This window comes from Chitinophagaceae bacterium (genome assembly GCA_016710165.1).
In the GTDB taxonomy this organism is placed as follows: Bacteria; Bacteroidota; Bacteroidia; order Chitinophagales; family Chitinophagaceae; genus Ferruginibacter.
Map to the genome: position 1 here is coordinate 60,224 of JADJLJ010000002.1, position 23,563 is coordinate 83,786.

At 46.2% G+C, this 23,563-nt stretch carries 17 protein-coding genes; 6 read left to right on the forward strand and 11 right to left on the reverse strand.

Annotated features, from left to right (window positions below):
- Positions 1-52 precede the first annotated feature (52 nt).
- Positions 53-2,974: a serine hydrolase gene (locus IPJ02_10660; protein MBK7375994.1), complete on the reverse strand. Its 2,922-nt coding sequence runs from the start codon at positions 2,972-2,974 to the stop codon at positions 53-55.
- A 61-nt stretch (positions 2,975-3,035) separates the two neighbouring features.
- Here IPJ02_10660 and mutL point away from each other — a divergent pair, with 61 nt between their 5' ends.
- Positions 3,036-4,892: a DNA mismatch repair endonuclease MutL gene (mutL, locus tag IPJ02_10665; protein MBK7375995.1), complete on the forward strand. Its 1,857-nt coding sequence runs from the start codon at positions 3,036-3,038 to the stop codon at positions 4,890-4,892.
- 34 nt (positions 4,893-4,926) lie between these two features.
- Here mutL and IPJ02_10670 read toward each other — a convergent pair whose 3' ends face one another.
- From IPJ02_10670 to IPJ02_10685, 4 genes are all read right to left on the reverse strand, one after another.
- Positions 4,927-5,772, reverse strand: a complete 846-nt coding sequence (locus IPJ02_10670; protein ID MBK7375996.1) for a hypothetical protein — start codon at positions 5,770-5,772, stop codon at positions 4,927-4,929.
- 195 nt (positions 5,773-5,967) lie between these two features.
- Positions 5,968-8,502: a PKD domain-containing protein gene (locus tag IPJ02_10675; GenBank protein MBK7375997.1), complete on the reverse strand. Its 2,535-nt coding sequence runs from the start codon at positions 8,500-8,502 to the stop codon at positions 5,968-5,970.
- A gap of 91 nt (positions 8,503-8,593) precedes the next feature.
- Positions 8,594-9,889, reverse strand: coding sequence for a D-alanyl-D-alanine carboxypeptidase (locus tag IPJ02_10680; GenBank protein ID MBK7375998.1), 1,296 nt, complete (start codon positions 9,887-9,889; stop codon positions 8,594-8,596).
- A gap of 23 nt (positions 9,890-9,912) precedes the next feature.
- Positions 9,913-11,040, reverse strand: coding sequence for a formimidoylglutamase (locus IPJ02_10685; GenBank protein MBK7375999.1), 1,128 nt, complete (start codon positions 11,038-11,040; stop codon positions 9,913-9,915).
- Positions 11,041-11,166: 126 nt separating this feature from the next.
- Here IPJ02_10685 and IPJ02_10690 point away from each other — a divergent pair, with 126 nt between their 5' ends.
- The 5 genes from IPJ02_10690 to IPJ02_10710 all read left to right on the forward strand — a co-directional run bounded on the left by IPJ02_10690 (position 11,167) and on the right by IPJ02_10710 (position 18,816).
- Positions 11,167-13,011: a 2-oxoacid:acceptor oxidoreductase subunit alpha gene (locus tag IPJ02_10690; GenBank protein ID MBK7376000.1), complete on the forward strand. Its 1,845-nt coding sequence runs from the start codon at positions 11,167-11,169 to the stop codon at positions 13,009-13,011.
- A 108-nt stretch (positions 13,012-13,119) separates the two neighbouring features.
- Positions 13,120-13,617, forward strand: a complete 498-nt coding sequence (locus IPJ02_10695; GenBank protein MBK7376001.1) for a hypothetical protein — start codon at positions 13,120-13,122, stop codon at positions 13,615-13,617.
- Positions 13,618-13,742: 125 nt separating this feature from the next.
- Entirely contained in the window at positions 13,743-15,425 is a 1,683-nt protein-coding gene (locus IPJ02_10700; protein ID MBK7376002.1) for a DUF1800 domain-containing protein, read from the forward strand.
- Positions 15,426-15,442: 17 nt separating this feature from the next.
- Complete coding sequence (locus IPJ02_10705) at positions 15,443-17,017, forward strand: DUF1501 domain-containing protein (protein MBK7376003.1); 1,575 nt, start codon at positions 15,443-15,445, stop codon at positions 17,015-17,017.
- A 50-nt stretch (positions 17,018-17,067) separates the two neighbouring features.
- Positions 17,068-18,816 carry a gliding motility-associated C-terminal domain-containing protein gene (locus IPJ02_10710; GenBank protein ID MBK7376004.1) on the forward strand — a complete coding sequence of 583 codons (1,749 nt, stop codon included), beginning with the start codon at positions 17,068-17,070 and terminating at the stop codon, positions 18,814-18,816.
- 31 nt (positions 18,817-18,847) lie between these two features.
- Here the strand turns inward: IPJ02_10710 and IPJ02_10715 are convergent, their stop codons facing one another.
- From IPJ02_10715 to gldA, 6 genes are all read right to left on the reverse strand, one after another.
- Positions 18,848-19,783, reverse strand: coding sequence for a hypothetical protein (locus tag IPJ02_10715; protein MBK7376005.1), 936 nt, complete (start codon positions 19,781-19,783; stop codon positions 18,848-18,850).
- 91 nt (positions 19,784-19,874) lie between these two features.
- Entirely contained in the window at positions 19,875-20,519 is a 645-nt protein-coding gene (nth, locus tag IPJ02_10720; GenBank protein ID MBK7376006.1) for an endonuclease III, read from the reverse strand.
- Between the two features lie 50 nt (positions 20,520-20,569).
- Entirely contained in the window at positions 20,570-20,809 is a 240-nt protein-coding gene (locus IPJ02_10725; GenBank protein ID MBK7376007.1) for a hypothetical protein, read from the reverse strand.
- 91 nt (positions 20,810-20,900) lie between these two features.
- On the reverse strand, positions 20,901-21,254 hold the full coding sequence (locus tag IPJ02_10730; protein ID MBK7376008.1) for a septum formation initiator family protein: 354 nt from the start codon (positions 21,252-21,254) through the stop codon (positions 20,901-20,903).
- Between the two features lie 38 nt (positions 21,255-21,292).
- Complete coding sequence (eno, locus tag IPJ02_10735) at positions 21,293-22,588, reverse strand: phosphopyruvate hydratase (GenBank protein ID MBK7376009.1); 1,296 nt, start codon at positions 22,586-22,588, stop codon at positions 21,293-21,295.
- 38 nt (positions 22,589-22,626) lie between these two features.
- Positions 22,627-23,526, reverse strand: a complete 900-nt coding sequence (gene gldA / locus IPJ02_10740) for a gliding motility-associated ABC transporter ATP-binding subunit GldA (GenBank protein ID MBK7376010.1) — start codon at positions 23,524-23,526, stop codon at positions 22,627-22,629.
- Positions 23,527-23,563 lie beyond the last annotated feature (37 nt).

Here is a 23,563-nt window from a genome sequence, read left to right on the forward strand (position 1 = left end):
GTACAGAAACCAACGGCCTGCTGAACAAACAGCGGGTAATTATTAAATAAGATCACAATCCCATCGCCTTATAGATGGCTTCCTGGATATTGGTGCGTACATTCATCGTGAGCAGTTTCCTGTTTTCACCACCTGCCGGGTTTACCCGGTTGCTTAAAAAAACAAAGACAAGGTTATAGGTCGGGTCGGCCCAAACACAGGTGCCGGTGAAACCTGTATGGCCAAATGTAAGCGGCGATGCGGTGTAACAGGGATAAGGGTCGGGACGGATGTGGTTATCTTTTTCGGGTTTATCAAAACCATAACCCCGCCTGCTGATGCTGCTTTGATATGCCGTGAAGCGTTCAACAGTTTCTTTCTGTAAATATCTTTTGCCATTCAGGGTTCCGCCATTCAGCAGCATCTGCATGATGGCAGCCATGTCGTATGCATTACTGAAGAGCCCGGCATGGCCGGCCACACCTCCAAACATGGCGGCACCGGGGTCGTGCACCGTACCACGGAGTAACTGCAAACGGAAATATTTTTCCTGCTCGGTGGGAGCGATCCTGTTTAAACTGAATTGTTCTCCTGCCCTGAAACCGGAAGTGGTTAAACCCATCGGTCTGTAAAAGGTCCTCCTTACATATTCATCAAGCGGCAGGCCGCTGATGGCTTCCACTACCTTGCCTAAAAAAATAAAATCATTATCGCTGTATATGTACCTGTTGGCTTTGCCCAGCGGGCTTTGCAGTATGCGTTTGTAAATGGTATCCCGCCAGTCGGTACGCATAAAAAAATCTTTTGCCACCGGTATGCTGAACGAATCGCTTTGTTTGGCAGAATAGTATTTGGGGAGCGGAATGCCGGTTGAATTGATCGTTTCTTTGTAAAAAGGGATATAGGCAACCAGCCCTGCCTGGTGAAGTAAAATATTTTCTATGGTTAAATGTTCTTTATTGGTCCCTTTTACCCAGGACAGGTAATCACCGAGTTTTTTTTTCAGCTCAAGTTTGCCTTCGTCATATAATTTCATGACTGAAATGGTAGTAGCGCAGATCTTTGTAACCGAAGCCATGTCGTAAATGGATTCCCGGGTAACCGGTTCAGCATTGTCGTAGGAAAAACTGCCGTAGCTTTTATAATAAGCGATCTTACCGTCTTTTGCCACCAGTACTACCGCTCCGGGTGCCGCTCCTTTTGCTATGGCCTCTTCGGCAATGGCATCAATGAAACCCAGCTTATTGGCATCCAGCGATAGTTTGGCCGGATCAACAGGAGATAAGGCCGCGTAGGTGATACCGGTTCCGAATTTGAATTTATCACAAACAGTGACCGGGAGTTTCCCTTTGGCAGCGATCTTTCCCTGCAGCAGGTCGATGGCTGCATTGTGAATGATGCTGTCGTCTTCATAACAGGCAACCAGGCTCTTTGCATCGCACCAGTTCCTGATGGCATAGGGGTTCCCGAATACAAACGTGATGGATTTTGTCTTTTTCTGTAACAGGGTTACGAGGTCAACTGCATTTTTGCTGATGCCGAAATTGTTAGCCGGAGTGCGGTTGTATGCATGGATGCCGATGATCACTTTCTTGTAATCCTTCCTGACCTGTGCCACGGTCTCATTGATGGTGGATCCATCCTGTTTATAATCGAAATAAATAACATCGGCGTTATAATCGGAACGCATGCGGCCGGCAAATGCATTGTCGCTGTTCATGCCCACACTTACATATACTACTTCTTTGGCAACGGTCTTTTCTTTTGCAGGCATTGGGAAAAAAGCTGCGTCTGTTTTCCCGAGAACGGTCAATGCATTCTCCGCGATCAGTTTGCGCATGAAAGGCACATGGCTGTTCAGGTCATTGGTTAAATTCTCCGTGTTGATGGGCTGCAGTTTAGAAAGTCCGTACTGGTACTTTGCCATCAATACTTTTTTGCAGTGCATTTCAATATCGGCCCAGCTCAGTTTGCCGCTGTCTATCGCTGCTTTGATCTTTGTGATGGACATCGGTACATCACCCGGTAAACAAAGCATGTCATTCCCGGCGATCAGTGATTCAACAGAAGCCTCGCCATTGGGGAAGAATTTCTTCACCCCCTGCATCTCCAGTGCATCTGTGAATGTAAGGCCCTGGTAACCCAGTTCATTCCGCATCAGGCCGGTAATATTATTTTTTGAAAGGGAGGTGGCCCTGTTTGCCGTAGTGTCAATAGAAGGAATGTATAAATGGGCGATCATCACACTACCGATGCCTGCCTTAAATACCTGCCGGAAGGGATACAGTTCCAGCGATTCCAGTTGTGCCATAGATTTATTGATCACCGGCAGGTCGTAATGCGAATCCACGGCCACATCCCCATGGCCCGGAAAATGTTTGGCGCATGCCATCACACCGTTGTCCTGCATGCCCTTCATGTACTGGATGGCAAAGCTTGCCACTTTATATTTATCTTCTCCAAAGCTGCGGTCGTTTATCACCGGGTTATCCGGGTTGTTGTTCACATCCACTACGGGTGCGTAGTTAACCTGTATGCCAACCCTTTTGCACTGTGCCGCAACGATCCTGCCGTACTGGTAAGCGATGTTCGAATCCTGTACAGCACCCAGCATCATTTGCCTGGGCAGGGGGAGTACACTGTCTATCATACGCATGCCAACCCCCCATTCGGCATCAATGCACATGAGTATGGGGGTTTTTGCCATGGCCTGCAGGCTGTTGATTATATTGGCCTGTTTTACCGGGCTTCCCTGGAAAAGGCAGATGCCGCCGATATTGTACTTCTTTATCAGTTCGGCCACGGCGCTGTCGAAAAATGTGACCGTCTTTGTCCGCATATCGATCGTCGATAGCCGGACCACCATCAGCTGGGCGATCTGTTCATCGGGACTGAGGGTCTTGAAAACACTGTCTGCCCACCGGGAAGCGGAATTTTGCTGTGCAAATGACTGAAGGGCTACAGGCAACGATAAAATCAGCAGGATCTTCCGCATGTTGGTTAAAAATTTTATACTGGAAAGGATGTGTTATTTTTGACGTCCTAAATTACCGAATTTGCCTGATATCATTCAATTATTGCCCGATAACATTGCCAACCAGATCGCTGCCGGAGAAGTGATCCAGCGGCCGGCCAGTGCGGTGAAGGAATTGCTGGAAAATGCGGTGGATGCCGGGGCGGATGAAATAAAGCTCATCGTGAATGATGCCGGCAAATCCCTGATACAGGTCATTGACAATGGACGGGGCATGAGTGAGACAGATGCACGGATGGCTTTTGAGCGGCATGCCACTTCCAAGATAAAGAATATTGAAGACCTGTTCCGGATCCGGACCATGGGCTTCCGCGGTGAGGCGCTGGCAAGTATTGCGGCGGTAGGGCAGGTGGAATTAAAAACGAAAAGAGCAGGGGATGAAACGGGTGTTTATATTGAAATAGAGAACAGCCATGTGGTCAAACAGGAACCCATTGCAGCACCCACCGGAACCAGCATTGCCATGAAGAACCTTTTCTTCAATGTACCCGCAAGGCGGAATTTTTTAAAAAGCAATGCAGCCGAGCTCCGGCACATCCTGGATGAGTTCATACGGGTGGCCATGTCCTTCCCGGAGATATTCTTCTCTCTATCCAGCAATGGCCAGCAGGTATTTCACCTGGAAAAGGGCAGCATGAAGCAGCGCATTGTGCAGATCCTGGGAAACAGTTATGCTGCCAAACTGGTACCGGTACAGGAACAAACGGATTACATGAACATTTATGGTTTTGTGGGAAAACCGGAAACAGCAAAGAAGACAAGGGGAGACCAGTATTTTTTTGTGAATAACCGGTTCATCAAAAGCGCTTACCTGAATCATGCAGTGATGAATGCGTTTGACGGGATGATCGCAAAGGACAGCTTCCCCATGTACACGTTGTTCATCGACCTGGATCCTTCCCAGGTGGATATCAATGTGCATCCCACCAAGCAGGAGATAAAATTCGAGGATGAAAAGATCGTATATGCTTTTGTGCAGAGTGCGGTAAAACATGCGCTGGCACAGTTCAGCATAACACCCACGCTGGATTTTGAACTGGATCCTTCCATTCAAAGCCTGGATGCGGTAACGAAGCCGTTCACAGAAGAAAAAAAATCATCCGCTTCTGCCTCCTCGCTCTATAAAACATTTACCCAGAAACATCAATCTCATTTTATAGAGAGTAAGAGTGAACTCAAGCACTGGAAGGAGATCCAGAGCGGAGCCGAAGGATATGAGCCGGGAAAAAAGCTGACCGATGATCGTTGGCCGTTGACCGGGGGAGAGACTGCTGGAACGCAGCAGCTACACCCGGTCAATGATCAACGCCCAACGACTGACAACCTTCTTCAACTGCATAACAGTTTTATTGTTGTTCAAACCGGCAGGGGTTATTATCTCGTTCACCAGCAAAATGCCCATGAGCGGATATTGTATGAACGCTTTGGTGCTGCCATCGGCGGAAAGCCCATTGCCACCCAGCAAAGTTTATTCCCTGCAACCATGGAACTAGCTGCCGCTGATGCGGTTTTGCTGAATGAACTGCTGCCTGACCTCAGCCATTTGGGTTATTTACTGGAACCCTTTGGCAACAATACTTTTGTGATACAGGGAACCCCTGCCGATGTGGACCAGGGAAATGAAAAAACGGCCATTGAAAGGATGCTGGAGCAATACAAGCACTTCAGCAGCGATCTTAAATTCAGCAAAAGGGAAAAATTACTGCGCTCACTCGCTTTGCAGCAATCCATTAAACCAGGTACTGCGTTAACCGAAAAAGAAATGAAGGCATTGGTGGAAGACCTGTTCAGCTGCAGCATACCCAACAGTACAGCCAATGGCAAACCAACGTACCTGGAGTTTAAGAAAGATGAACTGGAGAAGATATTTGGGAGGTAGAATGAAGATCAAACAGGCTTACCGGAGCTCTTCTTTAATCCGTATCAATAACAACCATGCTGGCTAAGGATCTTTTCTCTTCGTCCAGGATATACATCAGTTTTTTCAACATTTCCCTGTATTGTATTGTTTTTCCGTGCTGCGTCTCAATATTGATATACCGCCTGTTTTTTTCGCCATAATGCACACTGAGCGAACCATCTTTAAAAACGTTCACATTATCCTGTAAAATGCTGTTATAACCCAGGGCAGCCATTTTATTATAGATGATCTGGTCTGTTGTCAGTGCAATGTCATCTATGTCCTGCCATTCGTCTGCATATACCAGGCTGGCATCAGTTTGTCTCTTGCCTCCCGGGAGGTAGGTCTTAACAGAAAAATCACCATCGGTATTATTGTGGAGTGCGATCAGGCAGGAGATACTGTCTGGTATCAGTTGCAGGAGTTGTGCGGCAAATTTTTCCACTTCGGTCACTGCAAGCGGATTTATCTTTCCCTTCGCTTTCAGGGTAAGCATAATGCCGGAACGGGAAAATATCCGGTTGGGGTCGAAGGTATATACCACCCCTTTGAACGGGAAACTGATGTTTCGCTGGGCATTGTTCTCGATCTTTATCAGTAACCCGCCCCTTTCTTCCAAAACGGCCCGTGCCGCTTTCACGGCAGTCATTTCATCGTCATGTAAATTGATGCAGCAGGTATTTATGAATTCACCATACTGTGCCACTTTAATTGAAATGATCCTGTCCCCGAGTTTATGCGTAATTGTTTTTTCAGATGGAGTAAAGGCCTTCGGGTCTGCTCCAACGGGAGCTTTTTCCAGGTTGCTTACTCCGAGTGCTGTGGTTGTCAGAGAAAAAAACAAGTACAGGCCGTGCATCAGCGGTTACATTTACAACAAATATATCCTTATCTTTTTTACTGTTTTCAGGATACTAACAGGTGTTGATAAAATGGATATGATCAGCCGGGATCATATTCCGCAGCGATACCGGCGGGTTGCCGGCTGATCTCCTGATCAAAAAAAGCCTGCAACATCTCTGTTACAGGCTTTTGCTTTTAATAACCCCAGGTATTACAATTTTTGAAACCTTGCATAACAGACATGGTTTCCATAAATCAGTTTGATGGTGTATAAGCCGGCTGGCAGGTTGTTAACAGTAAAAGTCACCAGGTTAAGTCCCGAAACCCCCTGCTGATGTTTTTCCCTCACCAGCACGTTCTGGCTGTTGTACATGTACGCATGGATCATTTCCGGTTGCGATAAGGTCACATTCACATTCACTACGGAGGATGCCGGGTTCGGGAATGCCTGTAGCAGGCAGGCGTTGGACACCTGGGTAATATGGATTATCCTGCAGAACTCTTTCACACAACCGCCCAGTGTAACCGCCCGTAAGCATACATTATAATAACCGGTATCCTGGAACAGGTAAGTGGGGTTATTCTGGTGCAGTACCACATTTGGTGTGCCGGCAGGGCTGTTCAACCGCCTGATGGTCCAGGTTTGATCAAGGATCGGGTAGTTTGAATTGGCGTAGAAATGTATCTTGTTCGGTATCTGCGGATCGGGCTGGTAATTATAAGTCACATGCACACTGTCGCAGTTGATCTGCTGTGTTACCTGGATCGTTTTACAGGTGGTGGATGCACAGTTTGGTCCACGCCATACAGTCAGGCAGGCAGTGTATGTGCCGGGCTGCGCATACTGGTGGGTAGCGATCATGCTTTGACTGCCGGTTCCGTCACCAAATGTCCAGGTGTATTGCGCAGAACTGTTTTGATAAGCGGGTATGAATGTGAAGGTCTGGCTGTTGGCAGTTGACCGTACAAAATTAAAATTGCTCTGGTTGTTGCATGGCGGCGGTGGATTGGGAATAAGTATGCTGTCGCATTTTTCCTTTACACAGTTTGGTCCGAATGTTATCTTGAGGCAAACACGGTAGCGGCCCGGTTGTGCATATTCATGAACTGCATTCCATGTGGTGGCCGATGTGCCATCACCGAATGTCCACACAGCAGTGGCTGCAGCCGTAGGTGAAACGGTAAGATTAGTGAAATAAACCTTCCGCGGATTGGTTTGATCCGGTTGCCAGCTGAAATTAACGGGTACATTGCATGGCGGGGGATTTACCACTACCTGTTTACAGAACTCAGCCACACAGGAAGCAGGAGTTGTGTTGACATTTCTTTTTACCCGTATGCAAACGGTATAGTTACCGGCCTGTGCATAGTTATGAGTCGGGTTGGCTACATTGGGGTCGCTCTGCAATCCGCTAACGGAAGTGCCGTCACCAAATGTCCACCTTACTGAATCGGATGGCAGAATGGGATTGGTCAGGTTGGTGAACTTGATGCGTAACGGATGATTGGGATCGGGTTGTGAACTGAAATAAGCCTGCAGGTTACAAAGCGGGGGATGTACCACTACCTGTTTGCAGAATTCAGCTACACAGGGGTTTGGTGTTGTGTTCAGGTTTTTCTTCACCCGGATACAAACCGTATATGTTCCTGCCTGTGCATAAATATGTGTTGGATTTGCCACATTCGGGTCGCTTTGCAATCCGCTTATGGAAGTGCCATCGCCAAATGTCCACCTTACCGAATCGGATGGATGGATGGGTACGCTCATGTTGGTGAACTTGATGCGCAACGGATGTAACGGATCGGGTTGTGAAACGAAATAAGCCTGCAGGTTACAACCGGTGGTTACCACAATGGTCTTGCAGATCTCGCTTACACAAGGAGTAGTTCCTGTGGTATTATTTCTTTTCACCCGCAGGCAAACGGTGTAAACGCCGGGTTGATTATACGTATGAACCGGGTTGGCTACTGTTGGATCGCCCTGGATACCATTCACGGAAGATCCGTCGCCAAATGTCCAGCGTACAGAATCAGTGGGTGATACCGGGGTGGTTGTGTTATGGAACTCGAATCGTAACGGATTGGTTGGTGTAACATTCCAGTTGAAATTGGCCTGCAGGTTACAGGGCGATGTTACCACAATGGTCTTGCAGATCTCACTCACACATGGATTGGGGGTGGAGTTCACGATCCGCTTTACCCGCAGGCAAACGGTATAGGTGCCCGGCTGTGCGTAAATATGAACGGGGTTGGCTGCTGCGGGATTGCCCATGATCCCATTTACGGAACTGCCGTCCCCAAATGTCCAGCGTACCGAATCAGAAGGTAATACCGGGGCGCTTGTGTTATGGAACTCTATCCGTAAAGGATTGGTTGCCGTTGCGGTCCAGGTATAATTTGCCTGCAGGTTGCAGGGAGGCGCTATGATCACATTCTTTGTAAAGGATTGTGTACACTGCGGAACGCCATTGGGGTTATATAAAACAACGGTATGAACAACTGCATAGGTACCCGGGTTTGCATAACTGTGCGTGGGAGATATCGTATTATCAACCGGACTACCATCACCAAAATTCCAGTGATGGGCCACGGTTGGGGCGCCTACCGCCATTGCCGGGTTGAACTTAACGGTATTTGCATTAAGGTATTGAACGGCAAATTCGGCATTGCATGCAGTGCCTTGTGCCTGGGTCTTTAAACTGAATGCTGAAATGACCAGCAGCAGGAGGGTAAAAATTCTTTTCATAACAATCATTTTAGTTGAAGGGTAAAGAGTTTTTCGGTCGTAAAAGGTAGATACGATGGGGTGGGGATCTGTTGCCTGAACCGTAAAAATATTAATATTTTTCCCGGATTCCTACTAAAAACTGCTCTACGGCTTTCCGTACCGGGGTGGCGCCGGTACTGTAATTATTGGCTAAAACAGAGAAGATGAGGAGCTTTCCTTTTTTGGTGATCATATAACCGCTTAAGGCGCAGTTGTTACTGAGTGTACCGGTCTTTGCGTAGATGAAACCGCTTTCTTTTTTGTAATATGAAGACAAGGTTCCGGTGCCGCCGGTGGGTAAAATATTTTTCACCCTGTCCCAGCCAAATTCATTCCTCATTTTGTGGAGGATATAAACAAAGGATTGCGGGGTAAATAAATTGTAACGGCTCAGCCCGCTGCCATCCACCCACCTGGGCTTTTGCGGAACGTCTTTTAAGTCCAGCTTTAATAAGGTATCAATGATGGCTTCATCACTCATGTAACCAAGCCGTTCGTTGCTTGCCATCAACAAGGTTTGTTCCGCAAAAAAATTATCACTGCGGTACATCATGGGTTTAAAGAGTGAGTCGGAGGGTTGGGAGTGGATTATTAATTTTCCAGGCTTATCATATATCCACCAATCTAAGCCAAGTTTGATTTTTAATGTATCTTCCAGCAATGACTGAATATCTGCAGAAGTTGGTCTTATTGGCACATCTTTGTTTTTCTGATTGCCTTTAACAAAAACAAAATGGTTATCCTCGAATCCTTTAATTAGTTCAAAGCCTGTTTTCAATTTTTCCATCACTGTAATTTGTTTCTGATAGAATGTAGGATAAACATGTATACTGTCCTGGTTAATCCATTTTACAGTAACGATATTTCCGTAAACAGGAAAACTGCTTCTTTGAGCCATGTAACTTTCTTTATAATCATTCCATGCCCATCCATTCCCTAAAAAATCTTTGTATAAAAAAGCTTCCGATAGATAAATATTTTTTTGCGTTTTTAAAAAATCTAATACTGGCTGATTTCTAAATTCGCTGAGTAAAAAAGTAGGATCCCCCGAAGGCTCAACTATAGTTGAATCTCCTTTCATCTGATACTTCAATCCCGCCAAACTATCTCCCAGGTACTTCATCCCTGCGTACAGCGTAAACAATTTGGTATTACTGGCCGGGATGAAATTCTTTGTCGCATTGTGATTATACCAATATTTACCAGTTTCCGGTTCGAAAATGCTGATGCCGATATGGCCGGTGCGGATGGCAGTATCTTTTAATAAAAGGGTATTGGCCTGCCTGGAGACCTGTTTGGATACGGAGCAGGATGCCAGTATGAATATCGAACAAGGAACAAGGAATAACGAATGTTGAAGTTTCATTCTTAATTCTTCATTTTTGATTTTTAATTCCGTTCCTGGGCCCGGAGCCAGCGTTCCGGTATCTCGTTATGACTGGCATGTAAATAATCGTTGTAGCTGCAGGCAATGAATTTTTTATCGGGCAGCTGCATCCACCAGCGGCCGGTCTTCTTGCTTTGTAAGAAAACAGACTCCACTTCGGTGAACCGGGTATGGAATTCGTTGAAACTGTGGCGGTCATCCATGGCGGCTTCGTGCTTGTTCCTGCTTTTGCCATCAATAAAGTACCAGAGCATCTGGGCGATCTGCTTGGCGCTCAGGTCATGCATATCCAACTGGGGCAGGTAACCGTAAATACCAAAACTGCTCAGGCTGTTACTCATGCCGGCATACCGGGCCAATGTGCAGGCCTCTTCGCCGGAGAACCCGTTCGGGCTCTGGCGACTGGCAGGCGAATCGCTGTATTTTATGGCGCTGATGTCGAAACTAAGCAGGTGGGTGTTCCGGAGAACCGGCTCCATCTCTTCCATATTATCTTTTGCAACGCCTACCCGGTGGCAGTCGAACCGCAGCTTGTCCATGGTTTCCAGCATGCGTGGGTGAACATAGTAACTCTGAAAGCCGATATGATTATAATGTTTTACCAGGTTGGGTTCGCTGGTAAGCAGTTCCAGTAAAAAGTTCTCACTCCGCAGGGGGCTTTCGCCTTTGAGGTCGATGGTTGCATCAATGCAGGTGGCTTCAATCACCTGCTGCAGTTCTTTGTAGGCAAAGTACTGGGCCAGGGTAATGTCGTGGGAGCCGCCCAGCAGCAATACCGTTTTCTTCATGCGTAATAATTCGGCCAATACCGTTTTAATGGCGGCATAGCTGTCGTTGAGGGTAGCGCCGGTCTTGATATTCCCGATGTCGGCGATCTGGATATCGGTATGCCAGTAATGCAGGTGGTATAACTGCCTGCGTATCCGGTTGGCCGCATTGCTGTCGCCCTCATTGATCCCGCTGCCCCTTGTTTCGCCCACGCCCACCAGCACAATATCGGCTTTGCTGATATCCGGGATACCTGTTTCATACGCATCGATGTGTTTTGCCAGTTGTCCGTCGTTGTAACCGCCGTCCCCGTTCAGCTGGTGAAGGTCTATGGGCATTAAAAAGTCATGCAGGTCGTACATTCAAAAAATTTGGACAAACCTAATTTAATAATTTCAGATTGTGTATTTATCAGCATAAAATATGATAAAAGTCGTGAATTTTCAAAAGGGTAAAATGTTAACTTCGCCCTACAATAAAAGAAAACAATGAAACAGGAAGTTTTAAGCGATGTAGTGATAAAATTTGCAGGCGACAGCGGCGATGGTATGCAGCTTACCGGAAGCCAGTTCACCAATAATACAGCCATGTTGGGCATTGACCTGGCCACCTTCCCGGATTTTCCGGCAGAGATACGGGCCCCGATAGGGACACTGCCCGGTGTGAGCGGTTACCAGCTTCGTTTTTCATCCGACCGTGTGTTTACCCCCGGTGATGCATGTGATGTGCTGGTGGCTATGAATGCAGCGGCTTTAAAGACGAACCTGAAAGGATTGAAGCCCGGCGGAAAGATCATTGCCAATGTAGATGGTTTTGATGCAAAGAACCTGAGGCTGGCCAGTTATCCCGAAGGAGTGAATCCCCTGGAAGACGATAGCCTCGGAAATTATGAAGTGATACGGATGGACGTTACCAAGATGACCCGGGAGGCATTGAAAGATATCACCATGGGGGTTAAGGAAAAAGACCGGGCCAAGAATATGTTTGTACTGGGCTTTTTGTACTGGATGTATAACCGGGACATGGACAGCACCATCAGTTTCATAAAAGAAAAATTCGGAAAAAAACCGGAGATATTTGAAAGTAATGTAAAGGCTTTGCAGGCCGGGTATAATTACGGCGATACCACCGAAACATTTACCACCCGGTATAAAGTAGAGAAGGCAAAGATGGACCCCGGTACCTACCGTTCCATCATGGGTAACCAGGCTGTGGCTTATGGATTGATCGCGGCTTCGCAAAAAAGCGGGCTGCAGTTATTCCTGGGAAGCTACCCGATCACGCCGGCAAGCGATATCCTTCATGAGCTCAGCCGGTATAAGAATTTTGCTGTAAAAACATTCCAGGCAGAAGACGAGATCGCGGCCATCACATCGGCCATTGGTGCCAGTTATGGCGGAAGCCTTGGGGTGACAACCAGCAGCGGTCCCGGTATAGCATTGAAAGGGGAGGCATTGGGTTTGGCGGTGATGCTGGAGATCCCGTTGGTTGTAGTCAACATCCAGCGTGGAGGCCCGTCAACCGGTTTGCCGACCAAAACAGAACAGAGCGACCTGATGCAGGCATATTATGGCAGGAATGGGGAATGCCCCATGCCGGTGATCTCTGCATCAACACCCAGTGATTGCTTCAACGCCGTGTATGAAGCCGTACGGATCTCTGTGCAGCACATGACGCCGGTTATGTTCTTAAGCGATGGATATATTGCCAATGGTGCAGAGCCCTGGAAATTTCCTTCTGCGGCAGACCTGCCGGAAATAAAAGTAGAATATGCTTCGCAAAACGGGAATATGGATGCGGATGGGAAATTCCAGCCTTATAAAAGAGATGAAAAATTGGTCCGCCCATGGGCAATACCCGGAACAGCAGGACTGGAGCACCGGGTAGGCGGACTGGAAAAGCAGGATGTGACCGGTAATATCAGCTATGATCCGGATAATCACCAACACATGGTGAAGACCAGGCAGGCAAAGGTTGATATGATCGCTGATCATATCCCTGAACAAAAATTAGACAGCGGCCCTGAAAAAGGAAAAGTGCTGGTGCTTGGATGGGGCAGTACCTACGGCGCCATCAAAAGCGCCTGTGCCGAATTGCAAAAAGCCGGGCATGCAGTATCACATGTACACCTCCGTTATATCAGGCCTTTCCCGAAAAACCTCGGCGATATCCTGAAAAATTTTGATACCGTTCTTGTTCCGGAAATCAATAACGGCCAGTTGGTTAAGATCATCCGGGATGTATATTTTGTAGATGCAAAGCCGTATAATAAAATCATGGGCATTCCCATCACAAAAGGAGAGTTGGTGGATGAAATAAAACGGTTGTTGTAAATACACCCGTTGAACTTCTTTCGATCCCGGTCATTGACCGGGATTTTTTATTGGAGAAAATGGCATTGATATTGCAGTAAAGGATCTGCTTACCTATTTGTATTGCCTATGAAAAAATATCTTGTGCCGGTCAGTCTGTTTGCACTTGCTGCTTTCATTTCTTCCTGTGAAAAACAGGATTCCCTCACGCCGGTAATGCCCGATGATCCCATGTCGTACTTCGTGAACTTTACTGAAGATACGGTACCAGTAAAGCTTTCTGTAACATCTGCAAGGGAGGAACGTATAGGGAATATTTTTGCCACAGCCATAGAAGGAAAGTTGCCCGACAGTGTTTTGCAAAGGAACAGTTTGATAATACGGGTTACCGGGGACAGTGCAGGAACGTATACTAAAACAGCGATTCTTGCCAGCTATACAGATTCTGCAGGCATTGCTTATTCAAATAATACTGCCGATACGATCAATAAAGTAACCATCACCAGGATCGAAAAGAAAAAGAACGGAAGCGTTGAAGGTAGTTTTACGATACGGGTAAGTAATTCTACCAGGATAAAAACGCTGGTGCTCAGAGATGGAAAATTTTCTACCCTCTTTACTGAATAAAAAACCAATTGGCAGATAATTTGCTGGATCACCCGTACCCGATTACTCTTGATGCCGGCAGATCATTATAGAAAGCAATAAACCGGCTTCTGTATTTTTTACAGTTACTTAAACCGTACTCTTATATGAATGAAACACCAACGCTGCGTAAAGGCTTCAGCAAAAAAAGTATATCAGCCGTTTCAAATGATTTACAGGCTCCCCCGGTAGATGGATTGCAGGAATATGCAGGCGTATGGGGTGCCCCGCAGGTCATTCATCTTCTGAAAAGAACTTTATTTGGTGCTAAGCTGCAGGATGTGCAGTATTTTAAAGGAAGAACCATGCAGCAGGCGGTTAATGAATTGCTGCAGCCCACCGCCGCTCCTTCCACCTATCCATTGAATAATTACAGCGTTAACGGGTATACGGATCCCAGCGGGGTACCGCCCTGGCAAACCTGGATCAACAGTGGGATCACCCTGGCAGATAAAGAGCTCAATGAAAAAAGGATCGATTCCCTGAAGACCTGGTGGCTTGGCCAGGCATTGAACCCATCCCGTTCCATTCATGAAAAGATGGCGATATTCTGGCACAATCATTTTGCCATAGATACTTCGGTAGGTACTGATGTGATCAAAGCAAGATTCTGGTACGACCATTACCGAACGCTTCGCCAACATGCATTGGGGAATTTCAAAAACCTGGTAAAAGCAATTACCCTTGACCCGGCGATGCTTTTTTTTCTAAACGGGGCATCCAATGTCAAAGGATCGCCCAATGAAAATTATGGAAGGGAGTTGCAGGAACTTTATACAGCCGGCAAAGGCCCTGGTTCTGCATATTCAGAAGATGATGTGAAAGCAGCAGCGCTGGTGCTTACAGGACATACGGTTCACCCGGTCACCTTCACTTATTTTTTTGATGCAGGAAAACATGATGCAACCAATAAGGAATTCTCTTCTTTTTACGGCAACCGGGTGATCACCGGGTATAATGGGCCTGCCGGCGCTTCGGAAGTGGATGCATTGCTGGATATGATCTTTTCGCAGGAAGAAATATCCAAACACATCTGCCGGAAGATCTACAGGCATTTTATCTACTATAAAATTGATAATGATATTGAACAAACGATCATCACTCCCCTGGCCCAGGTATTCCGGAATAACAACTTTGATATTCAACCGGTGCTGGCAACGCTTTTCAAAAGCAAACACTTTTATGATATGGGGTATTCATCCGCCTGTATCATTAAGAGCCCGCTGGATTTTGTGATCGGCCTGTGCAACGAGTTTAAGGTCGTGATGCCAGCCGGTAGCGATAGTGCAGCCACGTATGCGGTTTGGGAAAGCATCCGTTATGAGGCGGGAGAAATGCAACAGGAATTAGGTGCTATACCCGAAGTGGCCGGCTGGTATGCCTATTACCAGGAGCCGGCTTTTCACGAACTGTGGGTGAATACAGCTACCTATACGAGGCGTGCCGTTTTTACCGACCGGATGATCGCAGATGGGATCACCCATACCAATCAGACCATCCAGGTCGATCCGATCGCATTTGCAGACCAGTTTGCCAACCCGGGTAATCCCAACCTGCTGATAAATGACTCCCTGGAAATACTGTTGCGTTATCCTTTATCCGAAAGTGCAAAAGAATTTATCAAGCGTTCCATTTTACTGAGTGGCCAGGTGCAGGATTATTACTGGACAAATGCCTGGGATGCCTATAAAGCAAATCCTTCGGATATGATCACAAAGGCCATTGTATCCGCCAGGTTGCAGGCGCTCTACAAATACATTATGAACCTCCCGGAATATCATTTGTGTTAAACCATTAATACCATCCTATGCAAAGGCGATCATTTTTTAAACAAACCATACAGGGAGCGGTGCTGCCTTCTATCATGGGCGGGTTATCTGTAAAAGCCTTCGGTAACTCAGCCTTTTTACAATCGCTTTCCGGTGCAGATAATGACCATGTGCTGGTGCTTATTCAACTGGCCGGCGGCAATGACGGGTTGAATACCATTATTCCATTGGAATTTTACAGTGATTACAACCGCATACGGTCAAACATTGCCATTCCGGAAAACAGGGTATTGCCCCTGAACAATAATCTTAAATCCGGGTTGCATCCGTCTTTGGCTGGTATGCAGCAGATGTATAATGAAGAAAAACTCTGTGCCATCCAGGCAGTAGGTTATCCATCCCCCAATGGTTCTCACTTCCGGTCAATGGATATCTGGTTAACCGGTTCAGACGCTGAACAGTATTTGTCAACCGGTTGGGCAGGCAGGTATTTAAATCATCAGTATCCCAACTATCCTGTTGGTTTTCCCAATGATACCATGCCCGATCCGCTGGCACTGCAAATTGGTTCTGTTTTATCACCGGTGTTTTTAAGTCCTACCGGTTTTGATGCATTGGCCATTGATGAGAGCCTTAACTTTTACAACCTGATCGATGCCATCCAGGACCCGGCGCCCAACACACCAAGCGGGGTGGAGCTGACGTATTTACGAACCATCGCAAAACAAACCAATAAATATGCAGAGGTGATAAAAGCGGCTGCAGCAAAAGTTACACAGCAATCGCCTTATCCTGCAGACAATTACCTGGCTGCACAATTAAAAGGGGTGGCGAAACTGGTAGCGGGCGGATTGAAAACAAAGATATACATGGTGGGCATGGGTGGTTTTGATACACATGCAGGACAGGTGAATGGCGGCAACCCCCTTACCGGCAATCACAGTGGTTTATTAAAGCAGGTCTCAGAAGCCATTACTGCTTTTACACAGGACCTTAAATTTTTAGGTGTTTCCCAAAGGGTTTTAGGAATGACCTTCTCGGAATTCGGAAGGCGCATGCAGTCGAACGGAAGCCTGGGTACCGACCACGGGGCGGCCCAACCGGTTTTTTTATTTGGCGATGCGGTGAAGCAGGGGATACTCGGTAAAAACCCGGCCATCCCGGCCAGCAGTGAAGCCATTGACAATGTTCCCATGCAATATGATTTCCGTTCGGTTTATTCAACCATATTAAGAGACTGGTTTTGCCTGCCGGCACAGGATGTTGACAGTGTATTGCTGAAAAATTATCAATACCTGCCGGTGATAAAATCCACTGCATGTAATATGGATATGCAGGAACTGAATAACCTCGGTGATAACCTGATCATTAATTATCCGAACCCCTTTGTTTCTTCTACCACCATTACATTCAAAACAAAAGGGGGGCACAACCTTTTACAGGTTTTTGATGCTACGGGAAGAAGGATCGCCACCCTGACGGATAAGGTTTATGCAGAAGGTACTTATTCGGTTACGTTCAACAGCGGTGCACTGGCAAGCGGGGTTTATTATGCAAGATTGCAAAATGGTTCCCTGCAGCAGGTGAGGCCCATGCTTAAAGTAAGGGGGTAAGTAAATTTTTAGATTGACGGAAGTTCTCAAAGATCAAACCCAAGAACCAGATGAAATGTTTTATTCAAATACTGAGTTTTATTTTACTTTCTGTAACTGCTGAAAGGGCGGCTGCACAAACAGCCTATACTGTTTCTCACAGTTCCACCTGTGTGGGTTCGCCGGTGATCTTTAATTCAAATGTTTTTGAAACAGCCCAGTTCCCGGACCAGGTACGCTGGAATTTCGGGGACCCTGCCAGCGGACCTTTGAATACGGCCAATGGAATTCAGCAACCAACACATATTTACACAACACCCGGTTCTTATATCATTACCTTGTTTGTAGATGACCCCGGTGCAGGGATCATTAATTTGAGCGATACGATTGTTTTTGTTTTGCCCGTTACCCATAATTTTGGACCCGATGTCTATTTATGTGGAGATACAGGTACCTATATACTGAATGCGCCTGTTGTACCCGGAGCCTTGTATGAATGGAATGATGATACGACAACCCTTGGCCCCCTCCTTGCAGTAAAAGAAACAGGAACATATACCGTGAAAATAAACGGTTGTGCTGTTACGGATACCATTGGCATTTATTTTACACGAGAGCCCGATCTTGACCTGGGCCGGGATCATCTGATGTGCCAGGGGGAGGTACTTACACTGGATGCGTCCAGCGAAAATGCAACCTACCAATGGTTCCTTAACGGTACCTTGATAGGTTCCGCTCAATCGCAGTTACCGGTAACAGCACCCGGTGGTCAGTATATCGCCCGGATCGATGTGGCTGGCTGTGGAATTTACAGCGATACAGTGAATATTTCTTTCAGCAATTTTGCTGCACCCGCCTTTGACCTGGGGCCTGATACGTTACTGTGCCCTAAAGAAATTTTTATGCTGACGGCACATGTACAGGGAGCCACTTCTTACATATGGAGCAGCAAGGGACTGGATGTAAATGATGCGGTGAATTATAATATTGACCTTGATTCAACCATCAGAATAACCGGCCAGGGAAGGTATTGGGCATTTGTAACAGTTGCAAAAACATGCGAAGTGGTTGATACAATGATCGTCCGGTACCGGGGCAATAAACAATTGAATTTTAATGATACAGCCCTGTGCCAGGGAAATTCCCTTGTGCTTGATGCTGATTTTGGAACCGGCATATACAAATGGGAAGCATTTCCACCACAGCGGGGAGACCAGAATAATACCAACCAATCCACGTATTACATTTATAATCCCGGCTTTTATACGGTAACGGCCCGGGTGGGGCATTGTATTTTTAAAGACAGTTTAACGGTGGTATACAATGATTCATTGAAGCTTTCATTACCGGCAGATACAGTTCTATGCCGGGGGGAGACCTTTATTATTACACCGGCTGTAAATACCACCGATTATACCTGGCAGGATGGAAGCAAGTCAAGGTATTTTACTGCAACCAGGACCGGCTTATACAGGATCGTGGCAGAAAATGGCTGTGGAAGGGATACGGCAGAAATGAACATTGTTTTTGACCCCTGTCCCTGTGCTTTATTATTGCCCAATGCCTTTACGCCCAATGGCGACGGGCTGAATGATAACTTCAGGCCATTGCATGCGTGTGACATGGAGAATTACAGCATGACGGTCTATAACAGCTATGGAGAAATAATATTCTTCAGCAGGGACCCATTGAAAGGCTGGGATGGAAAAAGAAAAAACGATCTGCAGAATATGGGAAATTATGTGTGGTCTGTTTCGTACATAAAGTCCAGTACACAAAAACCTGTTCAAAAGCAGGGTAGTATATTATTGCTCCGGTAATTTTCCGAAAAGTCCGCCTGCCGGGGAATTCTCAATACTTTACTTTTTGCCTGCCAAAGCTGTAGGAAACCTTCACACTGAAGCTGAAGTAAGAGTCATTATTACCCGGGTTGCCACGCTGGTCACCGGGATTGGTGATATGTGTGGGATCCAGTTCATACTGACGGTCGTTCAGCAAAAATGCATTGGTAAGTTTAGCGCCGGTAAAATAGTTTGGATACAAGGTCGGGTCAATATACGTGGTACTTGCATCATCCAGGTAATCGGTAGATAAAATGCGGTAAACAAATTCAGCTCTCAGGTTGAGGGTGGAATTAAGCTCGTATCTAACACCCAGTCCAAGCGGGAAGTTCATTTGCTGCAATTTATAGACCTTCCTGTTCGGATATTCTGCAAAACCCTGTCCTTCTGTGCTCAGGGGCTGAAGGTCGACCCATCTTCCATTTGACTGTGCCTGGGGTTTGAAGGAAAAGAATCCCACCCCGCCAAGCAAATAAGGAGAGGTCCTGGGTGGCGCCTTGTCTTCATCATATTTGTAGATCAGGAATAAAGGGTGGATTTCGGCTGCCAGCATAAATTCGGTGATGTTGCTGCGGAAACTCAGGTTCCTTTCATAGCGGCCGAAGGTGGTGGCTTTTACTTTCTTTAAAACGGCATCATCTGCCTTTACCTGTCCGAAAGTGGCTTCAAGCCTCACAGCAATGGCATCTTTATAGGTAGCGCTCAGGAAAATGCTTCCGGAGAAATTGGTTTTACCCAGGTTCAGATCTTTTACAAATTTCTTACCTATTCCTTTACGGCCACCGAGATCAGTGAGGCAGTTCATGGCCCCGATCGAACCACCCAGTTCATACATGACCGGGCTGTCGTAATACTTGTCATCGTAGAAATAGTACTGTGCCGAAGCTTTCTGTACGGGGGCTGTAAGCAATATAAGGGTGCTTACAAAAGCTGTAATTTTTTTCATGTGTAAGTTATCCTTTATTTTATTTCTTGGCTGGGGGTTTCAAAAGGATAAGTATATGTTGCAAATAAAACGATTATTCCTCAAATATGGTTCAACTTTTATTTTTTTTGTTCACATATTTACAGATACCCGCCAGGCCGCATTTGCTGCACGAGGGGTTCCTTGCCGTGCAAACATATCTTCCATGCAAAATAAGCCAGTGATGTGCAAGGTGTACATATGCTGAAGGGATATTTTCCACAAGTTGTTTTTCGGCTGCCAGCGGGGTTTTGGCATTGGTAGTAAGGCCTAACCTGGCGCTCACCCGGAATACATGTGTGTCTACTGCCATATTCGGCTGTTTGTCCGCCACCGAAGTGATGACATTGGCTGTTTTGCGCCCAACCCCGGGTAGTTGTACCAGTTCCTCAACGGTCATGGGTACCTTCCCATTGAATTTTTCCATCAGCATTTTAGCCATGCCGATCAGGTGTTTTGTTTTGTTGTTGGGGTAAGAAATACTTTTGATGAGGGGAAAAACATCTTCAAAGTCTGCCTTGCTCAAGGAGGCGGCATCCGGGTATTTTTCAAAAATATACGGTGTGGTGAGGTTAACCCTTTTATCGGTACACTGTGCAGAAAGGATAACGGCTACCAGCAACTGGAATGGGTCATCATAGATCAGTTCTGTTTCTGCATCGGGGGCATGTTGCAGGAAATAGTCAATTAAAAAACGGTAACGCTCTTTTTTGGTCATAAAAAAATCCGCCGGCTGGCGGATAAAATTACATTAAAAGCGTTAGCGGATCATACCTGTGGTGAAAGTTCGGCCACTGCTTTTTCAGCATAATTCATTATTGAATCAAGGGTTTGCTGGCTTGGTGACATTTTTAGTGTTTCCAGCTTTTGTTGGGCTGAACTTATCACTTCAAATTTTTCACGCAGACTCCAATCCGTGTTTAAAGCAGCCTTTATTTCGGCTGATTTTGCTGGGGAAGTTTCATTATACAAATAGAGTAACAAATCTTCCGGGGTAAAGTTGTGCATAGACAAGTTAAGTTGCTTGTGTTAAAAATTAAATATCCATATCCGCTTACATAAACGGCTGATTTGGAACATTATTGCCTTGGGGACAGAATTATTTGACTTTCGAAGGGGTGTTTACGATAAAAAGGTCTTCATTATCTTTTTTCATCATATATTTCTCCCGGGCGTATTTTTCAATACTTTGGGCATTATTCTTTAACTGGTCAAGTTCTTTTTGGGCATCTGTTATCAATTCGTCAAGGTGTTGCTCGCTATTTTGAAGTTCATTCAATTTTTGTTTTCGCTCAAAACCGGATGGAATGTCCTTTGGATCAAAGAACAGCATCCAGATCACAAAAAAAACCCCGGCAAGCAGGTACTTGTTCTTTAACCAGGAGGGGAGCCTCCCCAGACCCCTCCGAAGGAGGGGCTTAGCAGCGTATGTATTTTCTGAAAGCTCTTGCATTGTCAAACTGTTTCAAAGTCCTTTCCTTTGGGAAGGATTTAGGATGGGCTTCCAAATTTAATCTTTCCTTTTGGATAAATACCGCTTTCGCCCAGTATTTCTTCCACACGAATAAGCTGGTTGTATTTAGCCATGCGGTCGGTTCTTGACGCTGAACCTGTTTTTATCTGTCCGCAGTTGAGGGCAACAGCCAGGTCGGCAATGGTGGTATCTTCTGTTTCACCGCTGCGGTGACTCATGATGGTATTATACCCATTGTTCTGCGCCATACTAACCGCATTGATCGTTTCGGTGATGGTTCCTATCTGGTTTACCTTAACCAATAACCCGTTCCCGATGGATTCTTTGATACCTCTTTCAAGGCGGTCAACATTGGTCACGAACAGATCATCCCCTACGAGCTGGCATTTGCTTCCAACTGCCTCCGTAAGCATTTTCCATCCCTTCCAGTCGTCTTCGGCCATGCCATCTTCAATGGAGCAGATGGGATATTGCTTTACCCAGTTCTCCCAGTATTTTACCAGTTGCTCACTGGTCATTTTCTTTCCGTCGCTTTTATGGAAAATATATTTCTTCTCTTTGGCATTCCACAATTCACTATTGGCTGCATCCATGGCAATTTTTATCTGCGAACCGGTTTTATATCCTGCGGCCTGGATGGCAGTCAGCACCGTTTCAATGGCTTCTTCATTGCTTTGGATGTTGGGGGCAAACCCTCCTTCATCCCCTACATTGGTGCTGTATCCTTTTTTCTTTAATACCGACTTCAGGGTATGAAAGATCTCCACACCCCATTGAAGCCCTTCACTGAACGTGGAAGCACCCACCGGCATGATCATGAATTCCTGGAAGTCTATTTTATTATCTGCATGCGCACCACCATTTAAAATGTTCATCATCGGGATAGGCATGATCCTGGCATTGGTTCCGCCTATGTAACGGTACAACGGAAGATTAGCTTCCAATGCTGCAGCTTTGGCAACCGCCATGCTTACAGCCAGTATCGCATTGGCTCCCAGCTTTCCTTTATTAGGCGTTCCATCCAGGGCAAGCATCAGGGCATCAATACCGGTCTGATCGGCCACATCCCAGCCCAGTAAATTATCTGCAAGAATGGTATTGACGTTTTTTACCGCTTTCAACACCCCCTTGCCTCCATACAGTTTTTTATTGCCATCTCTTAACTCAACAGCTTCATGAATGCCGGTGCTGGCGCCACTGGGTACGGCGGCACGGCCCAGGTGCTCGTTCTCAGTTAAAATATCCACTTCTACGGTTGGATTACCACGGCTGTCTAAGATCTGGCGGGCATGGATGGAGGCGATGTAGCTCATGATTCGTTAATTGGTTAATTGGTTAATTGGTTAATTGGTTAATTGGTGGTCAAAGTTCTGAAAATATCTTCTAAACTTCCAACAGATTCGCTTTGTAAAGAAACAATATTGAGATTTTTATTCAGGGTGATCTCTATCAGCCTTCTTTTTAAGGCGTCGGCATCCTCTGTGTTAAATAACCATGTATTGGCATTCAGCTGGCTGATGTTCTGTATTCCTTCAAAGACCTCTTCCTTCACAACTTCTTTTATTTCCAACCTTAATTTATTGAAATGTTTTCTGCCCATCAGGTTGCTCAGTGTATCATCCGCTACAATGGTCCCTTTATTGATGATGATAACCCGGTCGCAGATGGCCTGTACCTCCTGGAGAATATGTGAAGAGAACAGAACGGTTTTTTCTTTGCCCAGGGTTTTTATCACTTCCCTTATTTCCACGATCTGGTTTGGGTCAAGACCGGTGGTCGGCTCATCCAGTATCAGCACTTCGGGATCATGTATCAATGCTGCGGCCAGTCCAACCCGTTGTTTATAGCCTTTGCTCAACTGCCCGATCTTTTTACCCGACTCAGCAGTCAGCCCCACCTGGCCGATCACTTCTTCGATCTTTTGTTTTTTATTTGCTATCGCATGTACGTTGCTGATAAAATCAAGGTACTCCCTTACGTACATGTCGTAATAAAGCGGGTTGGCTTCCGGTAAATAACCGATCTTCTTTTTTGTTCCGTTGCTGTTATCATGTACGTTGAGGCCACAAACTTCTGCTGTGCCCTCATCAGCCTGCAGGTAACCGGTTAATATCTTCATGGTGGTGGATTTGCCGGCACCATTGGGTCCCAGGAAACCAACGATCTCTCCTTTCTCTACGTTAAAAGAAATGCCATCCACCGCTTTTTGAGCGCCGTAAATTTTAGTAAGATTATTTACTGATATTGACATGTATACGATTGTTCAGCAAAAATAAAAAACGCCGGAT

Bases quoted from the DNA above. Each gene is read 5' to 3' on its own strand.
- IPJ02_10660 (MBK7375994.1), bottom strand. From the start codon at position 2,974: ATGCGGAAGATCCTGCTGATTTTATCGTTGCCTGTAGCCCTTCAGTCA.
- IPJ02_10670 (MBK7375996.1), bottom strand. From the start codon at position 5,772: ATGCACGGCCTGTACTTGTTTTTTTCTCTGACAACCACAGCACTCGGA.
- IPJ02_10675 (MBK7375997.1), bottom strand. From the start codon at position 8,502: ATGAAAAGAATTTTTACCCTCCTGCTGCTGGTCATTTCAGCATTCAGT.
- IPJ02_10680 (MBK7375998.1), bottom strand. From the start codon at position 9,889: ATGAAACTTCAACATTCGTTATTCCTTGTTCCTTGTTCGATATTCATA.
- IPJ02_10685 (MBK7375999.1), bottom strand. From the start codon at position 11,040: ATGTACGACCTGCATGACTTTTTAATGCCCATAGACCTTCACCAGCTG.
- IPJ02_10690 (MBK7376000.1), top strand. From the start codon at position 11,167: ATGAAACAGGAAGTTTTAAGCGATGTAGTGATAAAATTTGCAGGCGAC.
- IPJ02_10695 (MBK7376001.1), top strand. From the start codon at position 13,120: ATGAAAAAATATCTTGTGCCGGTCAGTCTGTTTGCACTTGCTGCTTTC.
- IPJ02_10700 (MBK7376002.1), top strand. From the start codon at position 13,743: ATGAATGAAACACCAACGCTGCGTAAAGGCTTCAGCAAAAAAAGTATA.
- IPJ02_10705 (MBK7376003.1), top strand. From the start codon at position 15,443: ATGCAAAGGCGATCATTTTTTAAACAAACCATACAGGGAGCGGTGCTG.
- IPJ02_10710 (MBK7376004.1), top strand. From the start codon at position 17,068: ATGAAATGTTTTATTCAAATACTGAGTTTTATTTTACTTTCTGTAACT.
- IPJ02_10715 (MBK7376005.1), bottom strand. From the start codon at position 19,783: ATGAAAAAAATTACAGCTTTTGTAAGCACCCTTATATTGCTTACAGCC.
- nth (MBK7376006.1), bottom strand. From the start codon at position 20,519: ATGACCAAAAAAGAGCGTTACCGTTTTTTAATTGACTATTTCCTGCAA.
- IPJ02_10725 (MBK7376007.1), bottom strand. From the start codon at position 20,809: ATGCACAACTTTACCCCGGAAGATTTGTTACTCTATTTGTATAATGAA.
- IPJ02_10730 (MBK7376008.1), bottom strand. From the start codon at position 21,254: ATGCAAGAGCTTTCAGAAAATACATACGCTGCTAAGCCCCTCCTTCGG.
- eno (MBK7376009.1), bottom strand. From the start codon at position 22,588: ATGAGCTACATCGCCTCCATCCATGCCCGCCAGATCTTAGACAGCCGT.
- gldA (MBK7376010.1), bottom strand. From the start codon at position 23,526: ATGTCAATATCAGTAAATAATCTTACTAAAATTTACGGCGCTCAAAAA.